17 protein-coding genes and 1 riboswitch are annotated in these 16,779 nt (G+C 39.2%); of the genes, 5 read left to right on the forward strand and 12 right to left on the reverse strand.

Going from position 1 to position 16,779, the window contains the following annotated elements; genetic code table 11:
* Positions 1-12: 12 nt before the first annotated feature.
* The 4 genes from PR675_RS04695 to PR675_RS04710 form a co-directional block, all read right to left on the reverse strand.
* Positions 13-624 (reverse strand): lytic polysaccharide monooxygenase, encoded by a 612-nt coding sequence (locus PR675_RS04695; RefSeq protein WP_004922007.1) that lies wholly within the window; start codon positions 622-624, stop codon positions 13-15.
* A 268-nt stretch (positions 625-892) separates the two neighbouring features.
* Positions 893-1,300 (reverse strand): DUF6691 family protein, encoded by a 408-nt coding sequence (locus tag PR675_RS04700; RefSeq protein ID WP_004922016.1) that lies wholly within the window; start codon positions 1,298-1,300, stop codon positions 893-895.
* Positions 1,301-1,304: 4 nt separating this feature from the next.
* The gene (locus PR675_RS04705; RefSeq protein ID WP_192840888.1) at positions 1,305-1,742 is read right to left on the reverse strand and encodes a YeeE/YedE family protein; all 438 of its coding nucleotides are present in this window, start codon (positions 1,740-1,742) and stop codon (positions 1,305-1,307) included.
* Between the two features lie 2 nt (positions 1,743-1,744).
* Complete coding sequence (locus tag PR675_RS04710) at positions 1,745-2,071, reverse strand: ArsR/SmtB family transcription factor (RefSeq protein WP_040133352.1); 327 nt, start codon at positions 2,069-2,071, stop codon at positions 1,745-1,747.
* A gap of 106 nt (positions 2,072-2,177) precedes the next feature.
* Here PR675_RS04710 and PR675_RS04715 point away from each other — a divergent pair, with 106 nt between their 5' ends.
* Positions 2,178-2,711, forward strand: a complete 534-nt coding sequence (locus PR675_RS04715) for a SprT family zinc-dependent metalloprotease (protein WP_141173165.1) — start codon at positions 2,178-2,180, stop codon at positions 2,709-2,711.
* Between the two features lie 29 nt (positions 2,712-2,740).
* Here PR675_RS04715 and PR675_RS04720 read toward each other — a convergent pair whose 3' ends face one another.
* Positions 2,741-3,811, reverse strand: a complete 1,071-nt coding sequence (locus PR675_RS04720; protein WP_004922030.1) for a magnesium transporter — start codon at positions 3,809-3,811, stop codon at positions 2,741-2,743.
* 74 nt (positions 3,812-3,885) lie between these two features.
* A riboswitch (M-box (ykoK) riboswitch) is annotated at positions 3,886-4,057 on the reverse strand.
* A gap of 614 nt (positions 4,058-4,671) precedes the next feature.
* On the opposite strand from PR675_RS04720, the gene PR675_RS04725 reads away from it, so the two are divergent.
* The gene (locus PR675_RS04725) at positions 4,672-4,908 is read left to right on the forward strand and encodes a HEAT repeat domain-containing protein (protein ID WP_004922032.1); all 237 of its coding nucleotides are present in this window, start codon (positions 4,672-4,674) and stop codon (positions 4,906-4,908) included.
* Positions 4,909-5,056: 148 nt separating this feature from the next.
* Here PR675_RS04725 and hcr read toward each other — a convergent pair whose 3' ends face one another.
* Positions 5,057-6,061, reverse strand: a complete 1,005-nt coding sequence (hcr, locus tag PR675_RS04730) for an NADH oxidoreductase (protein ID WP_060560862.1) — start codon at positions 6,059-6,061, stop codon at positions 5,057-5,059.
* Between the two features lie 47 nt (positions 6,062-6,108).
* Entirely contained in the window at positions 6,109-7,761 is a 1,653-nt protein-coding gene (hcp, locus tag PR675_RS04735; protein WP_061063802.1) for a hydroxylamine reductase, read from the reverse strand.
* Between the two features lie 318 nt (positions 7,762-8,079).
* Here hcp and PR675_RS04740 point away from each other — a divergent pair, with 318 nt between their 5' ends.
* Positions 8,080-9,177 carry a porin gene (locus tag PR675_RS04740; protein ID WP_060560860.1) on the forward strand — a complete coding sequence of 366 codons (1,098 nt, stop codon included), beginning with the start codon at positions 8,080-8,082 and terminating at the stop codon, positions 9,175-9,177.
* A 404-nt stretch (positions 9,178-9,581) separates the two neighbouring features.
* Positions 9,582-10,982 (forward strand): H(+)/Cl(-) exchange transporter ClcA, encoded by a 1,401-nt coding sequence (gene clcA, locus PR675_RS04745; RefSeq protein ID WP_036941215.1) that lies wholly within the window; start codon positions 9,582-9,584, stop codon positions 10,980-10,982.
* Between the two features lie 59 nt (positions 10,983-11,041).
* On the opposite strand, the gene tehB is transcribed toward clcA, so the two are convergent.
* The 5 genes from tehB to PR675_RS04770 form a co-directional block, all read right to left on the reverse strand.
* Positions 11,042-11,929 carry an SAM-dependent methyltransferase TehB gene (gene tehB, locus PR675_RS04750; RefSeq protein WP_004922049.1) on the reverse strand — a complete coding sequence of 296 codons (888 nt, stop codon included), beginning with the start codon at positions 11,927-11,929 and terminating at the stop codon, positions 11,042-11,044.
* Positions 11,930-12,042: 113 nt separating this feature from the next.
* Positions 12,043-13,122, reverse strand: coding sequence for a linear amide C-N hydrolase (locus PR675_RS04755; RefSeq protein ID WP_004922053.1), 1,080 nt, complete (start codon positions 13,120-13,122; stop codon positions 12,043-12,045).
* A 349-nt stretch (positions 13,123-13,471) separates the two neighbouring features.
* Positions 13,472-14,281 carry a hypothetical protein gene (locus tag PR675_RS04760; RefSeq protein WP_004922055.1) on the reverse strand — a complete coding sequence of 270 codons (810 nt, stop codon included), beginning with the start codon at positions 14,279-14,281 and terminating at the stop codon, positions 13,472-13,474.
* A 208-nt stretch (positions 14,282-14,489) separates the two neighbouring features.
* Positions 14,490-15,068 carry a YceI family protein gene (locus PR675_RS04765; RefSeq protein ID WP_014656434.1) on the reverse strand — a complete coding sequence of 193 codons (579 nt, stop codon included), beginning with the start codon at positions 15,066-15,068 and terminating at the stop codon, positions 14,490-14,492.
* A 14-nt stretch (positions 15,069-15,082) separates the two neighbouring features.
* Entirely contained in the window at positions 15,083-15,640 is a 558-nt protein-coding gene (locus PR675_RS04770; protein ID WP_004922061.1) for a cytochrome b, read from the reverse strand.
* A gap of 406 nt (positions 15,641-16,046) precedes the next feature.
* Here PR675_RS04770 and PR675_RS04775 point away from each other — a divergent pair, with 406 nt between their 5' ends.
* Positions 16,047-16,685, forward strand: a complete 639-nt coding sequence (locus tag PR675_RS04775; RefSeq protein WP_014656435.1) for a glutathione S-transferase family protein — start codon at positions 16,047-16,049, stop codon at positions 16,683-16,685.
* Positions 16,686-16,779 lie beyond the last annotated feature (94 nt).

Genomic DNA, 16,779 nt, shown 5'->3' on the forward strand with positions numbered 1-16,779 from the left:
AATCGTTCGATATTAATCGCTGATATTGACATCACTAACTTGGTAGAATGCATTTGACGTATCATAAACATCCCACACCGCAAGGATGACATGATAGCCAGAGCGATCTTTCGGCACATCACACTCGATTTCTGTGACGACTGGTGGTCTAACGCCATTTTCATATTTGACACAGAAAGGCGTTAAATCGAAAGAATCGCGTGTGAGTGGCTGTGATGGGTCCCAATCAGGCTTAGTGATAAAATACCGCCAGCTATCGGTTGAATGCACAACGGTTAAATACCAAGCAAAGGTATTTTTCCCCGTTTTAAGCTCACTTTTTACCCACCGGGTCGGCGACTGTTCATCCATTTCAGAGTGAGCTGCTATCGCAGCACTGGCAATGACTCCATCAGCCGGACCAGCCTCAGGGAATCCTTTTGGTGCTTCAAAACTATGTGGGTCATAAGGTACTTGATTGCCACAGCCCGTATTTTTTAATTCAGTGGTATTACGCACCGAACATAAATAAGCACGACTTGGTGGTTCTGTTGTATAACCATGTGCTAGGGCAAACTGAGAAACGCCTAGTAATAGCGATCCTAAACAGCTTAAGGATATAAGATGCTTAAATTGATTTTTCATAATGCACCTCTTTATTCACTTTATAATAAATGTTTTTTAAACAGTGCGATTAATAGCCATCACACGGTTCATTTATATTATTATCAGTTTAAAAGCGTTTTTTATGAATAAATCAACGAGCTAAATTAAATATTTATCATGATAAGTATTTTTTTAAATATGAATAGATATATTTTTATATGAAAATAGAAAAGCAGAAATGTTATTTAATAGATATCACTAATCTTTAATAAAAAATTCAGCCCCTTTAAATTTGGGGCTGACGCTATTATTTTTTGAATAATTGAAAAACAGACATGCCCGCAATCATGGCTAATGTAAAAATGATCCCTTGTGTTAACCCCATCCCCGTTAATAGCAATGCAGGCCCTGGACAAATACCGGCTAATCCCCAACCAAGTCCAAATAACACACTCCCTATCACTAGAGGCTTATCAATTTTTTGATTGGTCGGGATCTGCATAGGGCATTTTAATACACTAGCTTGACGTTTTTTGGCGAAGGCAAATGCAATTGCACTGATCACCATCGCCACTGCCATAGTGACTAATAAAGAAGGATCCCAATTACCCGTAATATTTAAGAAGCTAAGAATTTTAGCCGGATTTCCCATCCCCGCTAATAATAGCCCCAAGCCAAATAATAAACCTGAGATTAATGCGATAATAACTGGCATAACTTTATCCTCTTAATCCCAATAAATTTATAACCGCTACCGTCGCAAATGCCACTAACATAAAAGTGATAACCGCAACTATCGAACGCCGAGAAAACCTCGCCATACCACAAATTCCGTGACCACTTGTACAGCCACTCCCTAATCGCGTACCAAAGCCGACGAATAAACCGGCGAGGATAAGGATAGGGGTGCTCGTCGTGATCGACACTTCCGGTGAAAAGAAAAAGAGCGTAAATAAAGCAGGAGCCGCCATAATCCCGAGCACAAATACCACCTTCCAAGCGGTATCCCCTGCAATCGGTTTTAAAACGCCACTTAAAATACCGCTGATACCAGCAATTCTGCCATTAAAAAGAAGTAATAGGGAAACTGCCGCGCCAATTAATAAGCCTCCCATCGCAGCTGACCAAGGGGTAAAATTAGCCCAATCAATAGACATCATTATTTCTCCTGAACCGGACAATAAAGTTGGTAAAGTGTATTCAGTAACGTGAAGAGCTTTTCATCGGCAATCGCATAATAAATTCGTTTACCTTCACGACGTGTCGTCACGAGCCCTTCATGACGCAATACCGTTAGTTGTTGAGAAAGGGTTGGTTGCTGTATGCCCAGCGACGTTTCAAGATCGCTCACACACGCCTCACCTTGCGTTAACTGGCATAACAGAAGTAATCGATCCGGATTACCTAATGTTTTCAGCAATGATGACGTTTGTGTTGCAGCCTGCTTCATCGCCAAAAGCAATTGGTTTGTAGAGTCCTCGCTCATAAATCCTCCCAATAAATACATTATCATAAAATATAATATATATTTTTATATAATGATAGCCAATAATGCTTGTTTCCTCATATCGGCTTATATTATGCTTAGTTATATGAAAACCGTTCGAATCCCCATTTATCTTCAACAAAAAGCCATGCGCATGCTGAGGGCAAAACTGAATTTAGCCCAACAAAAGCTGGAACAAATCTTTCCAGAACCAACACTTAACTATAAGCAGCGAGGAACAACAGCAGGGAGTGCCTACTTAAAAGAGTGGGAAATTCGTTTAAATGCTGTCTTACTGATTGAAAATGGTGATAGCTTCATTAATGAGGTGATCCCTCATGAGTTGGCTCATCTATTAGTGTATCAAGTCTTTGGCCGTAAAGGTATTGCTCCCCATGGCAAAGAGTGGAAGTGGATGATGGAACACGTTTTAGACGTTCCCGCAAAACGTACACATCGCTTTGAAGTCACGTCCGTCAAAAGTCGCACTTTTACCTACCATTGTGCGTGTTCCACAACGCACGAATTAACCATTAGAAGGCATAATAAAATTGTCAGAGGGGAGAATCAGTATTTGTGCCGAAAATGTGGGGAGGTTTTAAAACAGAATGAGTGGGTGAATGCGGCAGATGTTGAATAACACTGCCGCATCAAGTCGATGGTGTGTCTTTAGGCGAACTCCGTCATTACCAATTTGGCAATTTCGAAGTAAATAATTAGACCCGTTCCATCAATGAAGGTTGCAATAAACGGCGCAGATACTACTGCGGGGTCAACTTTTAATTTCTTCAATACCATTGGGATAATCGAAGAAACAATTGCACTCCACATGGTGATAGCAACAATAGTTAGACTTACTACAATCGTCACTTCAGCGCCCACACCCAGTATCCATGCCCTAATCAAAGCAGCTGCACCAATAGTCACGGCCACTAAGAAAGAGGTTGATACTTCTTTTTTCAATACCGCGCCCAAATTACGTAGGCTCACTTCCCCTAGCGCCATCGCCCTGACAAGGGTTGAAGTGATTTGCGTTCCACTGTTCCCGCCCGTTCCAATTAATAATGGAATAAAGAAGGCCAGAGAAATCGCAGCTTCTAATTGCTCTTCAAAGGCTTTTAATACTGTACCGGTATACGCTTCCGCAACAAATAGCATTAATAGCCATACGACACGTTTACGCCATAACGTAATAGGACTGGTTGCTAAATAAGGCTCTTCAAGTGGTGTAGTCGCCCCTTGAAGTTGTGCGTCTAACGTATTCTCATCTTCAATTAATTCAGCAATATCTTGAGGACGTAATACCCCCATCAATTTGCCAAATTGAACAACGGGTATCATATCCAAACCACTATGGTTGATCAGATCATAAACATCATGACGTGATTGATCAGGCGCCACTGAAAAGTAGTTGTGTCTCATAATATCGGATACAAGCAACCCTTCATCCGCCGCTAATAGCGATTTGACTGAAAGAATACCATTTAAATAATTTTCCTGATCAACAACAAATAAATACGTTGGGATCTGCTCACCGTCTAAGTGTTCGATCAAATTCTTTTTCACGCAAGCAACAGAATCCGCAATAGAAACAGGCAAATAAGATTGGCTCATATATGCGCTGACAGTTGCGTCATCAATTTTTGGTTGCTGAGTGTTGTTGTTATTCAGGCGTGCGCCTTTCATTGCGGACTGAGCAATTGCTACAGATCCCGCTTTGTTCTGGGTAGTGAAAGTCATTTTTTTAGTCCCTAGTTACTGTTGTTTACTCAAACAGTACTCACATAGGGGCGAAACCAGATGAGAGAATGCGGTGGCTATCTCTACGTCTCGGTTTTAGCACTATACAACGTATCCAACTTACATTGGAAGTTACATGGGGATATACCTTCGTTCGATATATCCTGTCCTGATCTTGGGCGTCTCTCGACGTCGTCAGATCAGTAACCTGTGTTTGTATAGGAGCCTCGCCTAACGAGATACTGCACTTTTGATGCGACGCGAATTATAACCATAAGATTATTAATTACCACCCCGAAAATAGCGTTAATAACACATGTTGATTATCTTGTTTAGGTTTTGTTTAAGTTGATGTATGACAACAATTCGTCGCGTTACTAAATGTAACCAAGCATGTATTAATATTTTATTCACTGTTCAAAACACGCTGCTTTTGACTTATTTTTTACACGTGAATAAAAAACGTAGTTACCCGATTAATAAATTTATAACGCAATGACAAAAAAGGAAAATTACTTGATTTTATCTAATTTATTTTATCTTTCATCCTAAGATAAAAGAATAATATTGAATATATTAATTTGCATTATTATAATTTTTTGAATAACCTATACTATATAAAAAAACCCGCCAAACAGGTAAATTATTTTATTTCTGTCACATCTTATTTAATTTAAATCAACCATCATAAAAAACGTCTTAATAAGAGAATGCACTTAATGCATTATTTAATTCGAAAAAAGTCTCAGCTTATTAGTATTTCAAAATAAAAATACATAATCACATATTAATTTAGTGGTTAATATATTTATTTTTATTTTAAAATACCGCAAGGTTAATTAAAGAGTGAAGTTTTAATTATGGACAGAACCATTGTCGGTATGCTGACAAATCTAACATTTCGAGTGAATGATGAGATAAAAATCGCCGCTATATCAGCGTTAGGAGATTATAAAGCAACTATTGAACACCAAGAAGCTATTGTTCGTATTATCAATCTTTGCCAAGATCCAAATAAAGAGATTGCAGTATCAGCTATCAACACATTAAGTAAATTATCCGTTTATTTTATACCTGAAGGATATACACTTAAATAAACTCGTTTAATGTGTTATATCGATATTCAGTTACCTTTTATTATATAATAACTTACAACCAATTACGTATTTTTGTTTAATAAATAATACATAGGTCACTGTCTCATTACTTAGCCACTATAATGAGACAGTTCATTGATGAGGTCACTTACGCTATTTCTGTATCACCTTGTAATTGGCAGCTACAAGCCAAGACATAACCGGCCGCAATCTCTTCTTCTGTCAATGTCATGGTACTGCTCGTCGTATAATTGCCTGAGAGTACTTTTGTTTTACAGCTACCACAAACACCAGCACGGCAAGCCGCAATGACTGGCTGTTTATTTTGTTCTAAAGCCGACAGCAACGACGTTCCGACAGGGACTTTAAAATCGACCAAACGGTGGCGTATTTTTAATGTCACTACGTCTTCACTTTCAACCGGCTCCGGCTCTAGCGAAAAACGTTCCATAAAGAAATGATCAGCAGGTACACCTAGGCTTTTAGCGAATTGCTGAGCATTCTTCATATAAGGTGTAGGCCCACAAGTCATGACCACTCTAGCGCTAATATCCGGCACCAAGGCAGAAAGTTTCTCAAGGGTTAATCGCCCTTCTGCGACGCCACCATTATCTGGCGTTTCCGCCATAATGCACAGTTGTAATCGAGATGGATATCGCTCAATCAACCGATCCCATTCATCCGCAAAAATGACTTGTTGGCTATCACGCACGTTAAACAAAACTTTGACATCCGCCTGAGGCCGATTAGCCATCAACCAACGCACCATCGACATAATTGGCGTCACACCACAGCCAGCGGCTAACATCAGATATTGGTTACTATTGAGCTCTGCACAGGTAAACTCCCCCTGAGCGTCAGAAAGCCAGAGATAATCACCGGGTTTTACTGCCCCCGTTAACCAGCATGATCCTGTGCCTTGTTCTAAGCGTCTTACCGTAATCGTGATAAAACGGCTTTGCCCAGGTGTCGATGAAATCGTATAAGCTCTCATGATTTCATCGCTGTTTTTAATACTAACAAGTGCATATTGACCGGGTGAATATGTATAAAAGTCGTGATTGATTAAATTAATCGTCCATACATCGGAGGTTTCTTGATGAATAGAATGTATTTGCATTCTATTTGGACATAAACTACTCGGCATTGTCATCCTATCACTCCAATTGGGGGGAAATATCCCCCCCTTCACTCTTAATATTAAGCAGGCAAAATTTCAGCTAGATCTTGTTCAACTGTTGTAATGCTACGCATACCGAATTTTTCGTTCAGCACATTTAATAAGTTTTCAGTTAAGAAACCAGGTGCTGTTGGGCCGGTATAAATATTTTTAACGCCCAGCGACAACAGCGTCAGTAAAATAACAATCGCTTTTTGTTCAAACCAAGACAGAATCAAGCTCAATGGTAAATCATTAACGCCACAACCTAATTTTTCGGCTAAGTTCACTGCAAGCATGATTGCTGAATAAGCATCATTACACTGACCCACATCTAGTAGACGAGGCAAGCCTTCCAATGTACCAAAGTCTAATTTATTGAAACGATATTTACCGCATGCCAACGTGAGAATTAAGCAGTCTTCCGGTACACTGCGAGCGAAATCCGTATAATAACTACGCTCACCACGGCTACCATCACAACCCCCTACTAAAAATACGTGACGTAATTTTTTCTGTGAAACTAAATCAATTACGGTATCAGCGGCACTCAATAATGTTTGACGACCAAAACCAACCGTAATTTTGTGTTCAATTTCTGTATATGGGAAGCCATTCATTGATAGAGCTTGATTGATCATTTCAGAAAAATCATCTCCCGTTAAATGTTTCGCTCCAGGCCAACCCACGATACTGCGAGTCCAAATGCGATCTTTATACTGACCGACATCAGGGTCGATAATACAGTTTGAAGTCATCAGCACAGGACCCGGGAATTTCGCGAATTCCGTTTGCTGATTTTGCCAACCACTACCATAGTTACCAACAAGGTGTGAATATTTTTTAAGTTCAGGGTAACCGTGAGCAGGTAACATCTCACCGTGAGTATAAATATTAATCCCCGTTCCTTCCGTTTGTTCTAACAACATTTTCAAATCTTTCAGGTCATGGCCTGAAATAAGAATACATTTACCAGCAACAGGGCGAACATTGACCTCTGTTGGCACAGGGTGACCAAACTCCCCTGTTTCACCTGCATCTAGAATTTCCATGACTTTGAAATTCATTTGGCCAATCGCCATCGCGTTATCAAGCAGTTCATTCATATCCGCTGGTAACGTACCGAGCCACGCCATGATTTGATGATATTGACGATAAATCTCATTATCATATTGGCCCAATACATGAGCATGCTCCATATAAGCGGCAGCACCTTTTAGCCCATATAAGCAAAGCATGCGTAAGCCATGAATATCATCACCCACTTGTGCTTTATCAATATCAAGTGCGAACGCTTCGGCTTGTTTTTGCAAGGTCGAAATATCGTTGCCATTTAATTGGATATTAATCAGGGGGTGATTAAACACAATGGCACTATTTTTAGCTTGGCATTGCTTGATTAATTTATCACGCAGATAAATCGCTTCACGTGCATAGCCAATAATACGCTCTGAATCAAAGTTAACGTTTGTCAGTGTTGAGAAAAAAGCTCGAGGAGCAAAGCTATCGACATCGTGGTCAATAATTCCCAATTCACGGGCCGTAACTGCACTCGCCGACAGACTTTGTAGTACAGCCACTAATAAATCTTGCAGGTCAGACGTTTCCGCCGTTTTACCGCACATACCCTGCGCGTATGCACAGCCATTGCCAGCTGGAGTTCTAATTGTTTGTTCACATTGCACACAGTACATGTTCATTGCCTCATAAGTTGCATTTTGAATACAACATTAAGATTAAACCTTTTTCGATAATAAGAAAGCGGATTTAAAGCTTATCTGATGCTTTATTGATCTATATTAATGTTTTTAGTAAATGAGAACTATTTGCATCTATCTCACTAATAAAATAAGGAAAATTAGCCTTATGACAGTATCCTTAAGATAAATAGTTTCATTTTTGCTCGAATTAGTACTTGCTAAATTTGATTTTTTAACTTGATAATACCCGCGCTTAATTTGTTAGGCACAAAAAGATTTCACTTAGTTAGTAAATGGCTTAAAGGATTTTTTATGAAGAAAAAGACTATTCTTGCAGTGACTATCTGCTCATTATTCGCGGCGGGTGTTACCAATGCTGCTGAGGTTTATAACAAAGATGGCAATAAACTGGATGTTTACGGTCAAATTGATGTTCGCCACTATTTTGCCGATGCAAAAAGCGGGGAAGATGGGGATGATTCACGAGTCCGTTTAGGGTTTAAAGGTGACACGCAAATTACAGACCAGTTAATTGGTTTTGGTCGTTTTGAGTGGGAAACGTCGACCAATAAAGCGGAAACCAGTAATGATAACCAAAATCGTTTAGCGTACGCTGGATTAAAATTTGCAGACTACGGCTCACTTGATTACGGTCGTAATTATGGTGTGATTTATGATACCAATGCTTGGACAGACGTATTGCCACTTTGGGGTGCTGATACCATGGATCAAGAAGATACCTTCATGATGGGCCGTAACCGCAATTTACTAACTTATCGTAATAACAATGGTTTTGGTTATATTGATGGTTTAAGCTTCGCTCTACAGTACCAAGGTAAAAATGGCGATCAAAATAAATCAACCGGCTCAAGCGCATTAGATAACAATGGTGATGGCTACGGTTTTTCTACCGCTTATGAATTAGGTTGGGGTCTCTCAATTGGTGGCGGTTATTCAAATTCATCGCGTACGCCAAGCCAGAATAATATTAAAACGGGAGCAACAGGAAAACGCGCCGAAGCTTGGAACGTTGGCAGTAAATTAGAACTTGATGAGTTATATTTAGCCGCGATGTATGGGCAAACACTCAACACAACCCGATTTGGCGATGATGACGCTGAGGCGATTGCCAACAAAACAGAAAATCTTGAACTAGTTGCATTGTATTCGTTCGATTTTGGCCTGACCCCCTCCATTGGCTATAACCAATCTAAAGGTAAAAACCTAGGTAATTATGGCAATAAAGACTTAGTGAAGTATATTGCGGTTGGTGCATCCTACGATTTCAACAAGAATATGGCCGCTGTCATTGATTACAAAATCAATTTATTAAAAGATAACCAATTCACCGATGACTATGGTATCAATACAGACAATGTGCTTGGCTTAGGTTTAATTTACCAATTTTAAATCTATTTAAGTAATTCACCCCCATTATGGTTTTCATAGTGGGGTGAATTCCATCATACGCAATTATCCCCAAACGTCCTGTCATTCACCGACTTAAATATTAACTTACCGATTATTTTATTAACAAATCTAATAAACTTTAGCGCATATCCCTTATTATTTACTTAAACTAGCTTACTTTATACAGATATTATAAATGATTACACATTTATGACTTATTAATTTCACTTTAATTAAATAATGTCATATTCCAATAATTAAAAAAAGTAAAGCCTTACGTTTTATTTGCTTTGTTTATTAAATAAAATACCTGACAATAAAATTGTGGTATGGTTTGACATACTGCTTGTCATACTAAAATTACAATAAGTTGCTATACATCACTAATAGAGAGTCATAAAAAGATGTCTGAACAAAGTTCAATGAGTCAATCCGCAATGAAATATCGTTTCGGAATACTCAGACGATTAAAAGAATCTAATAAGACCCCATTTGGCATATTGCTTTTATCCGCGGTCATTGGTGCATTTGTTGGCTTGGTGGGAACCTTATTTGAACTAGGCACAACATGGGTGAGCAACTATCGAAGCAGTTCTGTTAATGAACTTATTACCGACAAATGGCTACTTATTCCTGCTATGTTTGCAGTATCTGCAATATTAGCGATGATAGGCTATTATCTCGTCAAGAAAATCTCACCAGAGTCAGGGGGATCAGGGATACCTGAAATTGAAGGCGCATTACAAGACCTACGCCCTGTACGATGGTGGCGCGTTATCCCCGTGAAATTTTTTGGTGGATTAGGTGCATTAGGCTCTGGAATGGTGCTAGGCCGCGAAGGCCCAACAGTACAGCTCGGCGCCAATATCAGCCAAATGTTTTATGATATTTTTCGTATTAAAGATAATGAATCACGTCATACGTTATTAGCTGCGGGTGCAGCAGCGGGGCTATCAACGGCGTTCAATGCCCCACTGGCAGGTATCTTATTTATTATTGAAGAGATGCGTCCACAGTTTAAATATAGCTTAATATCCATAAAAGCGGTGTTTATTGGTTCAATTACCTCTACCATTGTCTACCAATTAATCAGTGGTCAAGCCGCCATCTTAAATATTGGACAATTTTCATCTGCCCCCTTAAATACATTATGGCTTTATTTAATTTTAGGAATGCTGTTTGGGGTGATTGGTATTTGCTTTAACCGCTTTTTGCTTTATCTACAAACGAAATTCCTCGCATTTTATCAAAATAAAGTTTCTCGTTTTGTATTAATGGGAGGCCTAATCGGTGGATGCTGTGGTGCTATTGGTGTTTATACTCCTGAAGTTGTTGGAGGCGGTTTTTCTGTGATCCATCAAATGGTAGCAGGAAGTTTTACTGTATCGGTCTTAATACTGTTTTTTGCCCTACGCTTCCTCACATCCACTATCAGCTTTAGCTCTGGTGCCCCCGGTGGTATTTTCTCTCCACTACTCGCTTTAGGTACGCTTTTCGGGGGCATTTACGGTTACTGCGTGTTAGAGCTTTTTCCGGATTACCACATTGAAGTGGGTACTTTTGCTATTGCGGGTATGGGCGCTTTATTTGCCGCGACAGTCAGAGCGCCGCTAACGGGGTTAGTGTTAGTACTCGAAATGACCAGTAACTACCAACTTATTTTACCTATGATTATTACCTGTCTAGGCGCGACCATGGTAGCGCAATTTTTAGGTGGTAGACCACTTTACTCGGTTTTATTAGAAAGAACATTGCAAAGAAGTGCGCAAGAAAAATCAGCAGAGCAAACCAAAGCGGCGAGCTAAGCTTAATCAACCAGCGGGATGTTTTACGCATCCCGCAATTGTCTTAACCTAATCAAACACTACCGCTTTTTGGCAATTAATGTCGCGAAATTAAGTTTTATACGGTTACCTTGCGCATCCGTTCTATGCAGATGACCAGGATTTTCATTATATTTTAAAATCTCCCAGTCTTTGTAATATTCATGCAACTCCCCTGCTTTGAGAAAGCATTTGAATGGGATCAAATCTAAAGGAGCATCTGGCGTTTCAGCAGCACATACGATCACATTAATACCACCCGGTAATGTGTGTGCTTGCATGTTAGCAATAACATCCGCAATACGTTCACGCTGCAAAAACATTAATACAACGGTAGAGATGATTAAATCATAATCGTCTTTGATTTGATGGCTATTAATATCATAAATCGCAGTTTTAATATTCTCTATACCAGCTTGTTTTTTGACAAATTCAATGGCCTGAATATGTTGTGGGTTAATATCTACCGCTGTCACGTCATAACCTTGCAATGCAAGATAGAAGCTATTGCGTCCACGTCCTGATCCTAAATCTAACGTTTTACATGGCTGAGACAGGTTATTTTCACACAAAAATCTCACTTCCGAATGTGGGATAGTTAAGCCATATTCTTTATAGAATTTGATATCGGGATGACATAAAAAGGAGAGTTGGCACTGCATATCATCGCTGCAATCCGAAATTCGATGCCAAACTTGAGGCTCAATAATCGGTGGTTGGTTATTAATATCAAATGTAAATTTTTGCTCGCTACCGTCTTCTGAAAAAATAACAAAATCGAGTGTTCCTTTTAGTACTCGAAGTTGTGCATAGGTATCTTCTTTCGTGTTATGGCGCTCTTGAAACATCAGAGGAAGAGAGGCTTTATCCCACACAGGCATAGTCTTATAACAAACTAACTCGCTCATATCATCACCTTTAAGTTGCATATTAAATACATCTTATAACTTTATTAATCGACCTGCAAAGGTTTCATAAGATGATGTTTGGTAGCTTGATCAGAATCAACCTTCTGGAAAACCAGAAGGTTGATAGCGGAAGATTAATAACCCAGTTGTTTTGCTGATAAACCTAAAAACTCAAAAGGCTCACTCTCTACATACTCATTGGTCGCATCGCCAGAAAAAATATGACTCTGCTCAGCACCGAGGGTCAGTTTTTTCACCTTGCCCGTTTCAGCAGAGAAATCAATCTTCTTAAGGTTAGTCCAAAAGATATTTGGGGTTAGAGCGGATTCGAAGAAATAGAGTTGACGTTTATGATCAACTAGAGTCCGCCAGCGAGTCGAGGAAATTTCAGGTGAGTTTTCTGTGGTTAATCCATAAGGAACAGACACATTACGAATAACGCCGAACACACTGGCAACGGCTTTATTTGGTGTTGTCTGTTGTGGGATAGCATTAATATAAAATTGTGCACGTGCAAACCGATCCGCTGAGCGGTTTGTGCCCGGCAACATAACCGTACCACCTATTCCTTGCCAATATTCTTGCATAGCTAATTGCTTTTCATAAATAGGTGAATTTGTCATGACTTGATATTGGCGACTGTGGTGAATAACTTGCTTACCATTAATGTATTCAACAATCGCACTATCACCACTCGCATCTGACAATGATAAATGCAAAGTGGCTAAGCGGTCTTGCCCGGGTACGTTATCGGTCATAACCAATAACGGTGTTTTCTCTAATGCTTCTACCGCTTCAGCCACCGTCGCAAAGTTATCAAGCATATATTGGGCCCATAATGAGATAGAGAGCGCTGGCTGCTTATCATTCGCTGGCGGGTATTGTGATTCTGCAAGCCATAATAAATTAGCCACTAAACCTTTTTCATTCACCCCATCGGTCGTTGAAATATCATAGCCTGATGCAATCACACTACCGTATTTTGACGTCCATTTTAGGGAGTTAGGCCCAGCGATACCCTCTCTCTTCATTCCTCGCGGAAATATCCATAAATTAGTCCCAATATCATATTTCCAGTCCATCGTCCTCGCGGTCATGGTTTGCTGATCTTCACCTAAATACACGACGCGCGTACATGCTTGAGTGACAACTGAGGGAACATAAACTGCGGCCGCGGTGAGTAGTGCAACCATGCTTTTCTTAACAAACGACATCTGACCTCCTAGAAACAAAGAGTTACCGCCAATAGACTTTACACATCGTCAAACAGTGATGGACTGAATAAATAAAATGTATCAACTTGGCTCAATTAACATGTTCATATTCATCATAAAATTGAAAATATAATTTGATGATAAAAGTATAGAAGAATTATGAGCTATGCGCAGGACGAATCAACCTTTTGAAACATTCAATAACAATTAAAGGCTATTTAGCTTCAAAAAATACATTCATTAATGTGAGGATATATTCGACTTTGTCTATTAAACCGTCATATTTGGCAGGGAAATAACATGATGAAGCAATATCCCATCATTTTAAGATGGGATATTGCGTCACTGATTATTGATTCGTGCCAGCGAATAGAGAGCGTAAAAAGGCCGCTTTTTTCTGGCTATCTGGCATCGCCAAAATGTGATCGTAAAAACTCATTGTAATACGGCAAGTGACGGCCGGTTGCTGCTTAGCTTTTTCTAAATCCCCTAGTAATGAGGTTTTCTTACCATATTTTGCAGTTAATTTAGCCTGAATATTCGTCAGAATTGTGTTTTTTTCTTCATTCGACAATGTCGGCTGTTTAACGCCAGCTTCACTGGAAATCAGTAATTCATTGGTTGCCTCTAATTGTTTAAGGAGGACCGAATGACTTTTTTGTGGTGGCATAATCGCCGCTGAATCACGCAAATATGGGAACAGTGAATAGAAACAGGTTTTTCCTGACGGGTCTGCTTCCAACAGCACATTTAAATAATCGTTCACTTTGCTGGTAAAATTAATGATGGATTCATCCGAAGCATAAGGGATACGTTCAGTCACGAGCTTCATGACACTACCCACTATCTGATCAAACATATGTCGGCTCAGTAGTTCATTAGAAGGATCGTAATCACGAACAATATTTTCTATGGCTTGATAAACATCAGGATTGATTTTTTTTATCGTTTTAATAACCGGCATATCTTTTTCGATATCAGATAATGCCTCTATCTGAGCAACGCTTAATGGTGCCTCTAAAGAGCTTGATTGAACTTCAGCCTCTGCTTGTGTTGATAATGTATTGTTATCTTTGCCCAACCAATAAAAACCGAGTGCAAACGCGATAAAAATAACAACAACAATCAGTGCTGTTTTACGTGAATTATTTGTCTCCAAGAGCCTATACCTTTATAACAATGCCTGACTAATAAATCGCCTCAACTGACTTATCCTAAATAAGCACTTACGATCAAGCCATTTGATTTTTAATGTATTCTACCCTGTTACAAAGTCATTAAGCTATAGGAAAAAGGGAAATTAAAAATCCAAATATATTGCCCCCAATGCGCGGGTCGCATTGAGGGCATTTTAGGCTAAAGAATCATTACTTCTCTTGCACGCCTTCAACTGAAATTAACAACTCAACTTCTTGAGATTTAGGACCTAAGTCTGATTTGATATTAAAATCTTTCAGTTTAATATTCCCTTGTGCTTCAAAACCAGCACGGTATCCACCCCAAGGGTCTTTACCTTCACCCATCAATTTAGCATCTAAAGTGATAGGTTTAGTGACACCATTGAGTGTGAAATCACCTGTAATTTTGTAATTTTCACCCTCTTTTTTCACGTCAGTAGAGACAAATTTCGCTTCTGGGTACTTCGCCGCATTCAAGAAATCGCCACTACGTAGGTGCTTATCACGTTCAGCATGGTTAGTATCGATGCTACCCGTTTTAATTGTCACCTCGACTTTGTCTTTTGCAGGATCTTTTGCATCGTAGGTAAAGCTACCATCAAAGTCTTTAAAGCTGCCATAAACCCAGCTATAACCCAAATGTTGGATACGGAATTCGATAAATGCGTGTTGACCTTGCTTATCAAATTTATAGGTTTCAGCTAATGCAGAACCTGCTGTTAAAAATAATGCTCCAGTTGCCAGACCAAGAACCGTTTTCTTAAACATATCTTTCTCCACGTTTATTTATCGGGATTAAAACCCAACATTCTTTTTAAAGTAATATCACCATCAAAGAAGTGATGTTTAAATGCTGCAAAGGCATGTAAAAGTGATAGCAAAACAACTGCCCAAGCAAGATAAAGATGAATATCCCCTGCTGTATCTGCTTGTGTTGCTGCACCAGTAAATAAAGCGGGTACTTCAAACCAACCAAAAACACTAATGGGTTGGCCATCAGCAGTTGAGATTAAATAACCACTGATCAAAATACTAAATAAAATCACATAAATTAATATTTGTGCGATCGCTGAACTTATTTTGGTTAAACGACTATAACTCTCAAGCGGTTTAGGTGACGGAGAAATAAACCGCCAAATCACACGAAATGCCATAACAATAAATAATAAAATACCTATACTTTTATGAATTTCGGGTGCTTGATGATACCAACTATCATAGTAACCAAGGGTCACCATCCATAAACCCAGTGCGAACATTCCATATACAACAATCGCAACTAACCAATGTATGAGCAGTGATATATGCCCATAACGAGTGGCACTATTTTTCCATTGCATGATAAATAGCCTTATAAATTAAAAGGTAATCATTTGTTTTAATAACCTGCCGTAATCATAAGGGGATTTTTAAATTATTCCTATCCCTAACTTAAACAAATATTTTGTTGAACATATTCAAATACTATCAACATTATCGTTTTTTCAATAAATTTCAATTTGTCTAGTGCCAATCATTTAATGTAAATAAAATTATCTTCAGTTTATGTAAATAAAAGAAACCATTTATTTTTATTACTCTTATTGCAACTATAATTTTCGTTATAACTTATATAAAAAAAATATAACCTAATTTTGTATTCTGTCTAATAAATCGTTGTCATTGTCCATAAAACACTTAAATTAAATGGGCTTGTTAGCCACTATCTTCCCTCTCATTATTCTACCGATATAGGGTGGTCATACTATGTACAAACTTTGGATTGCTAATAAAAATTACTCTTCGTGGTCACTACGCCCTTGGGTTTTGCTCAAAACGCTCGGTATCCCTTTCGATGAAAACCTCTGTTATTTTGAAACTGGTAGAGGGAAAAGTAGCCACGATAAGTTTAAAAATTTCTCGCCCACTGGTCTTGTTCCTTGCTTAGTCGATGGGAAGCAAACGATCTGGGATTCGCTGGCGATTTGTGAGTATCTCTATGAAGCGTTCCCTCAAGTATGGCCTGCTGATAAACAAGCACGTGCATGGGCTCGCTGCGCTAGTGCAGAAATGCACTCTGGATTCACGGCGCTTCGCCAAACATGCCCGATGAATCTGACTCACCAAGCTCCATTAGAAAAACTTTCTCGAGAATTACAAGCCGACCTTAATCGGCTTCAACAGTTATGGCAAGAAGGCTTTACGACCTTTGGTGGACCATGGCTAGCAGGAAATCAATTTACGGCGGTGGATGCTTTTTACGCCCCTGTCGCCTTTAGGATCCGTAGTTATCAACTGCCTATGAGTAATGCCGCTCAACAATGGGTTGACCGCATGCTAGCGTTACCGGCAATGCAGGAATGGTATCGAGCAGGGCTTGAAGAGCCAAGCGTTGAACATATCTAATACGATTGGGCTGTTTGCAGCCCAACTTAACCGATTGTTTATAAAAAAATCATCTGTACGAGCATCAAAACTAATTTTTGTTCAATATGGCTAA

It is taken from the genome of Providencia sp. PROV261 (assembly GCF_028477945.1).
Taxonomy (GTDB): domain Bacteria; phylum Pseudomonadota; class Gammaproteobacteria; order Enterobacterales; family Enterobacteriaceae; genus Providencia; species Providencia stuartii.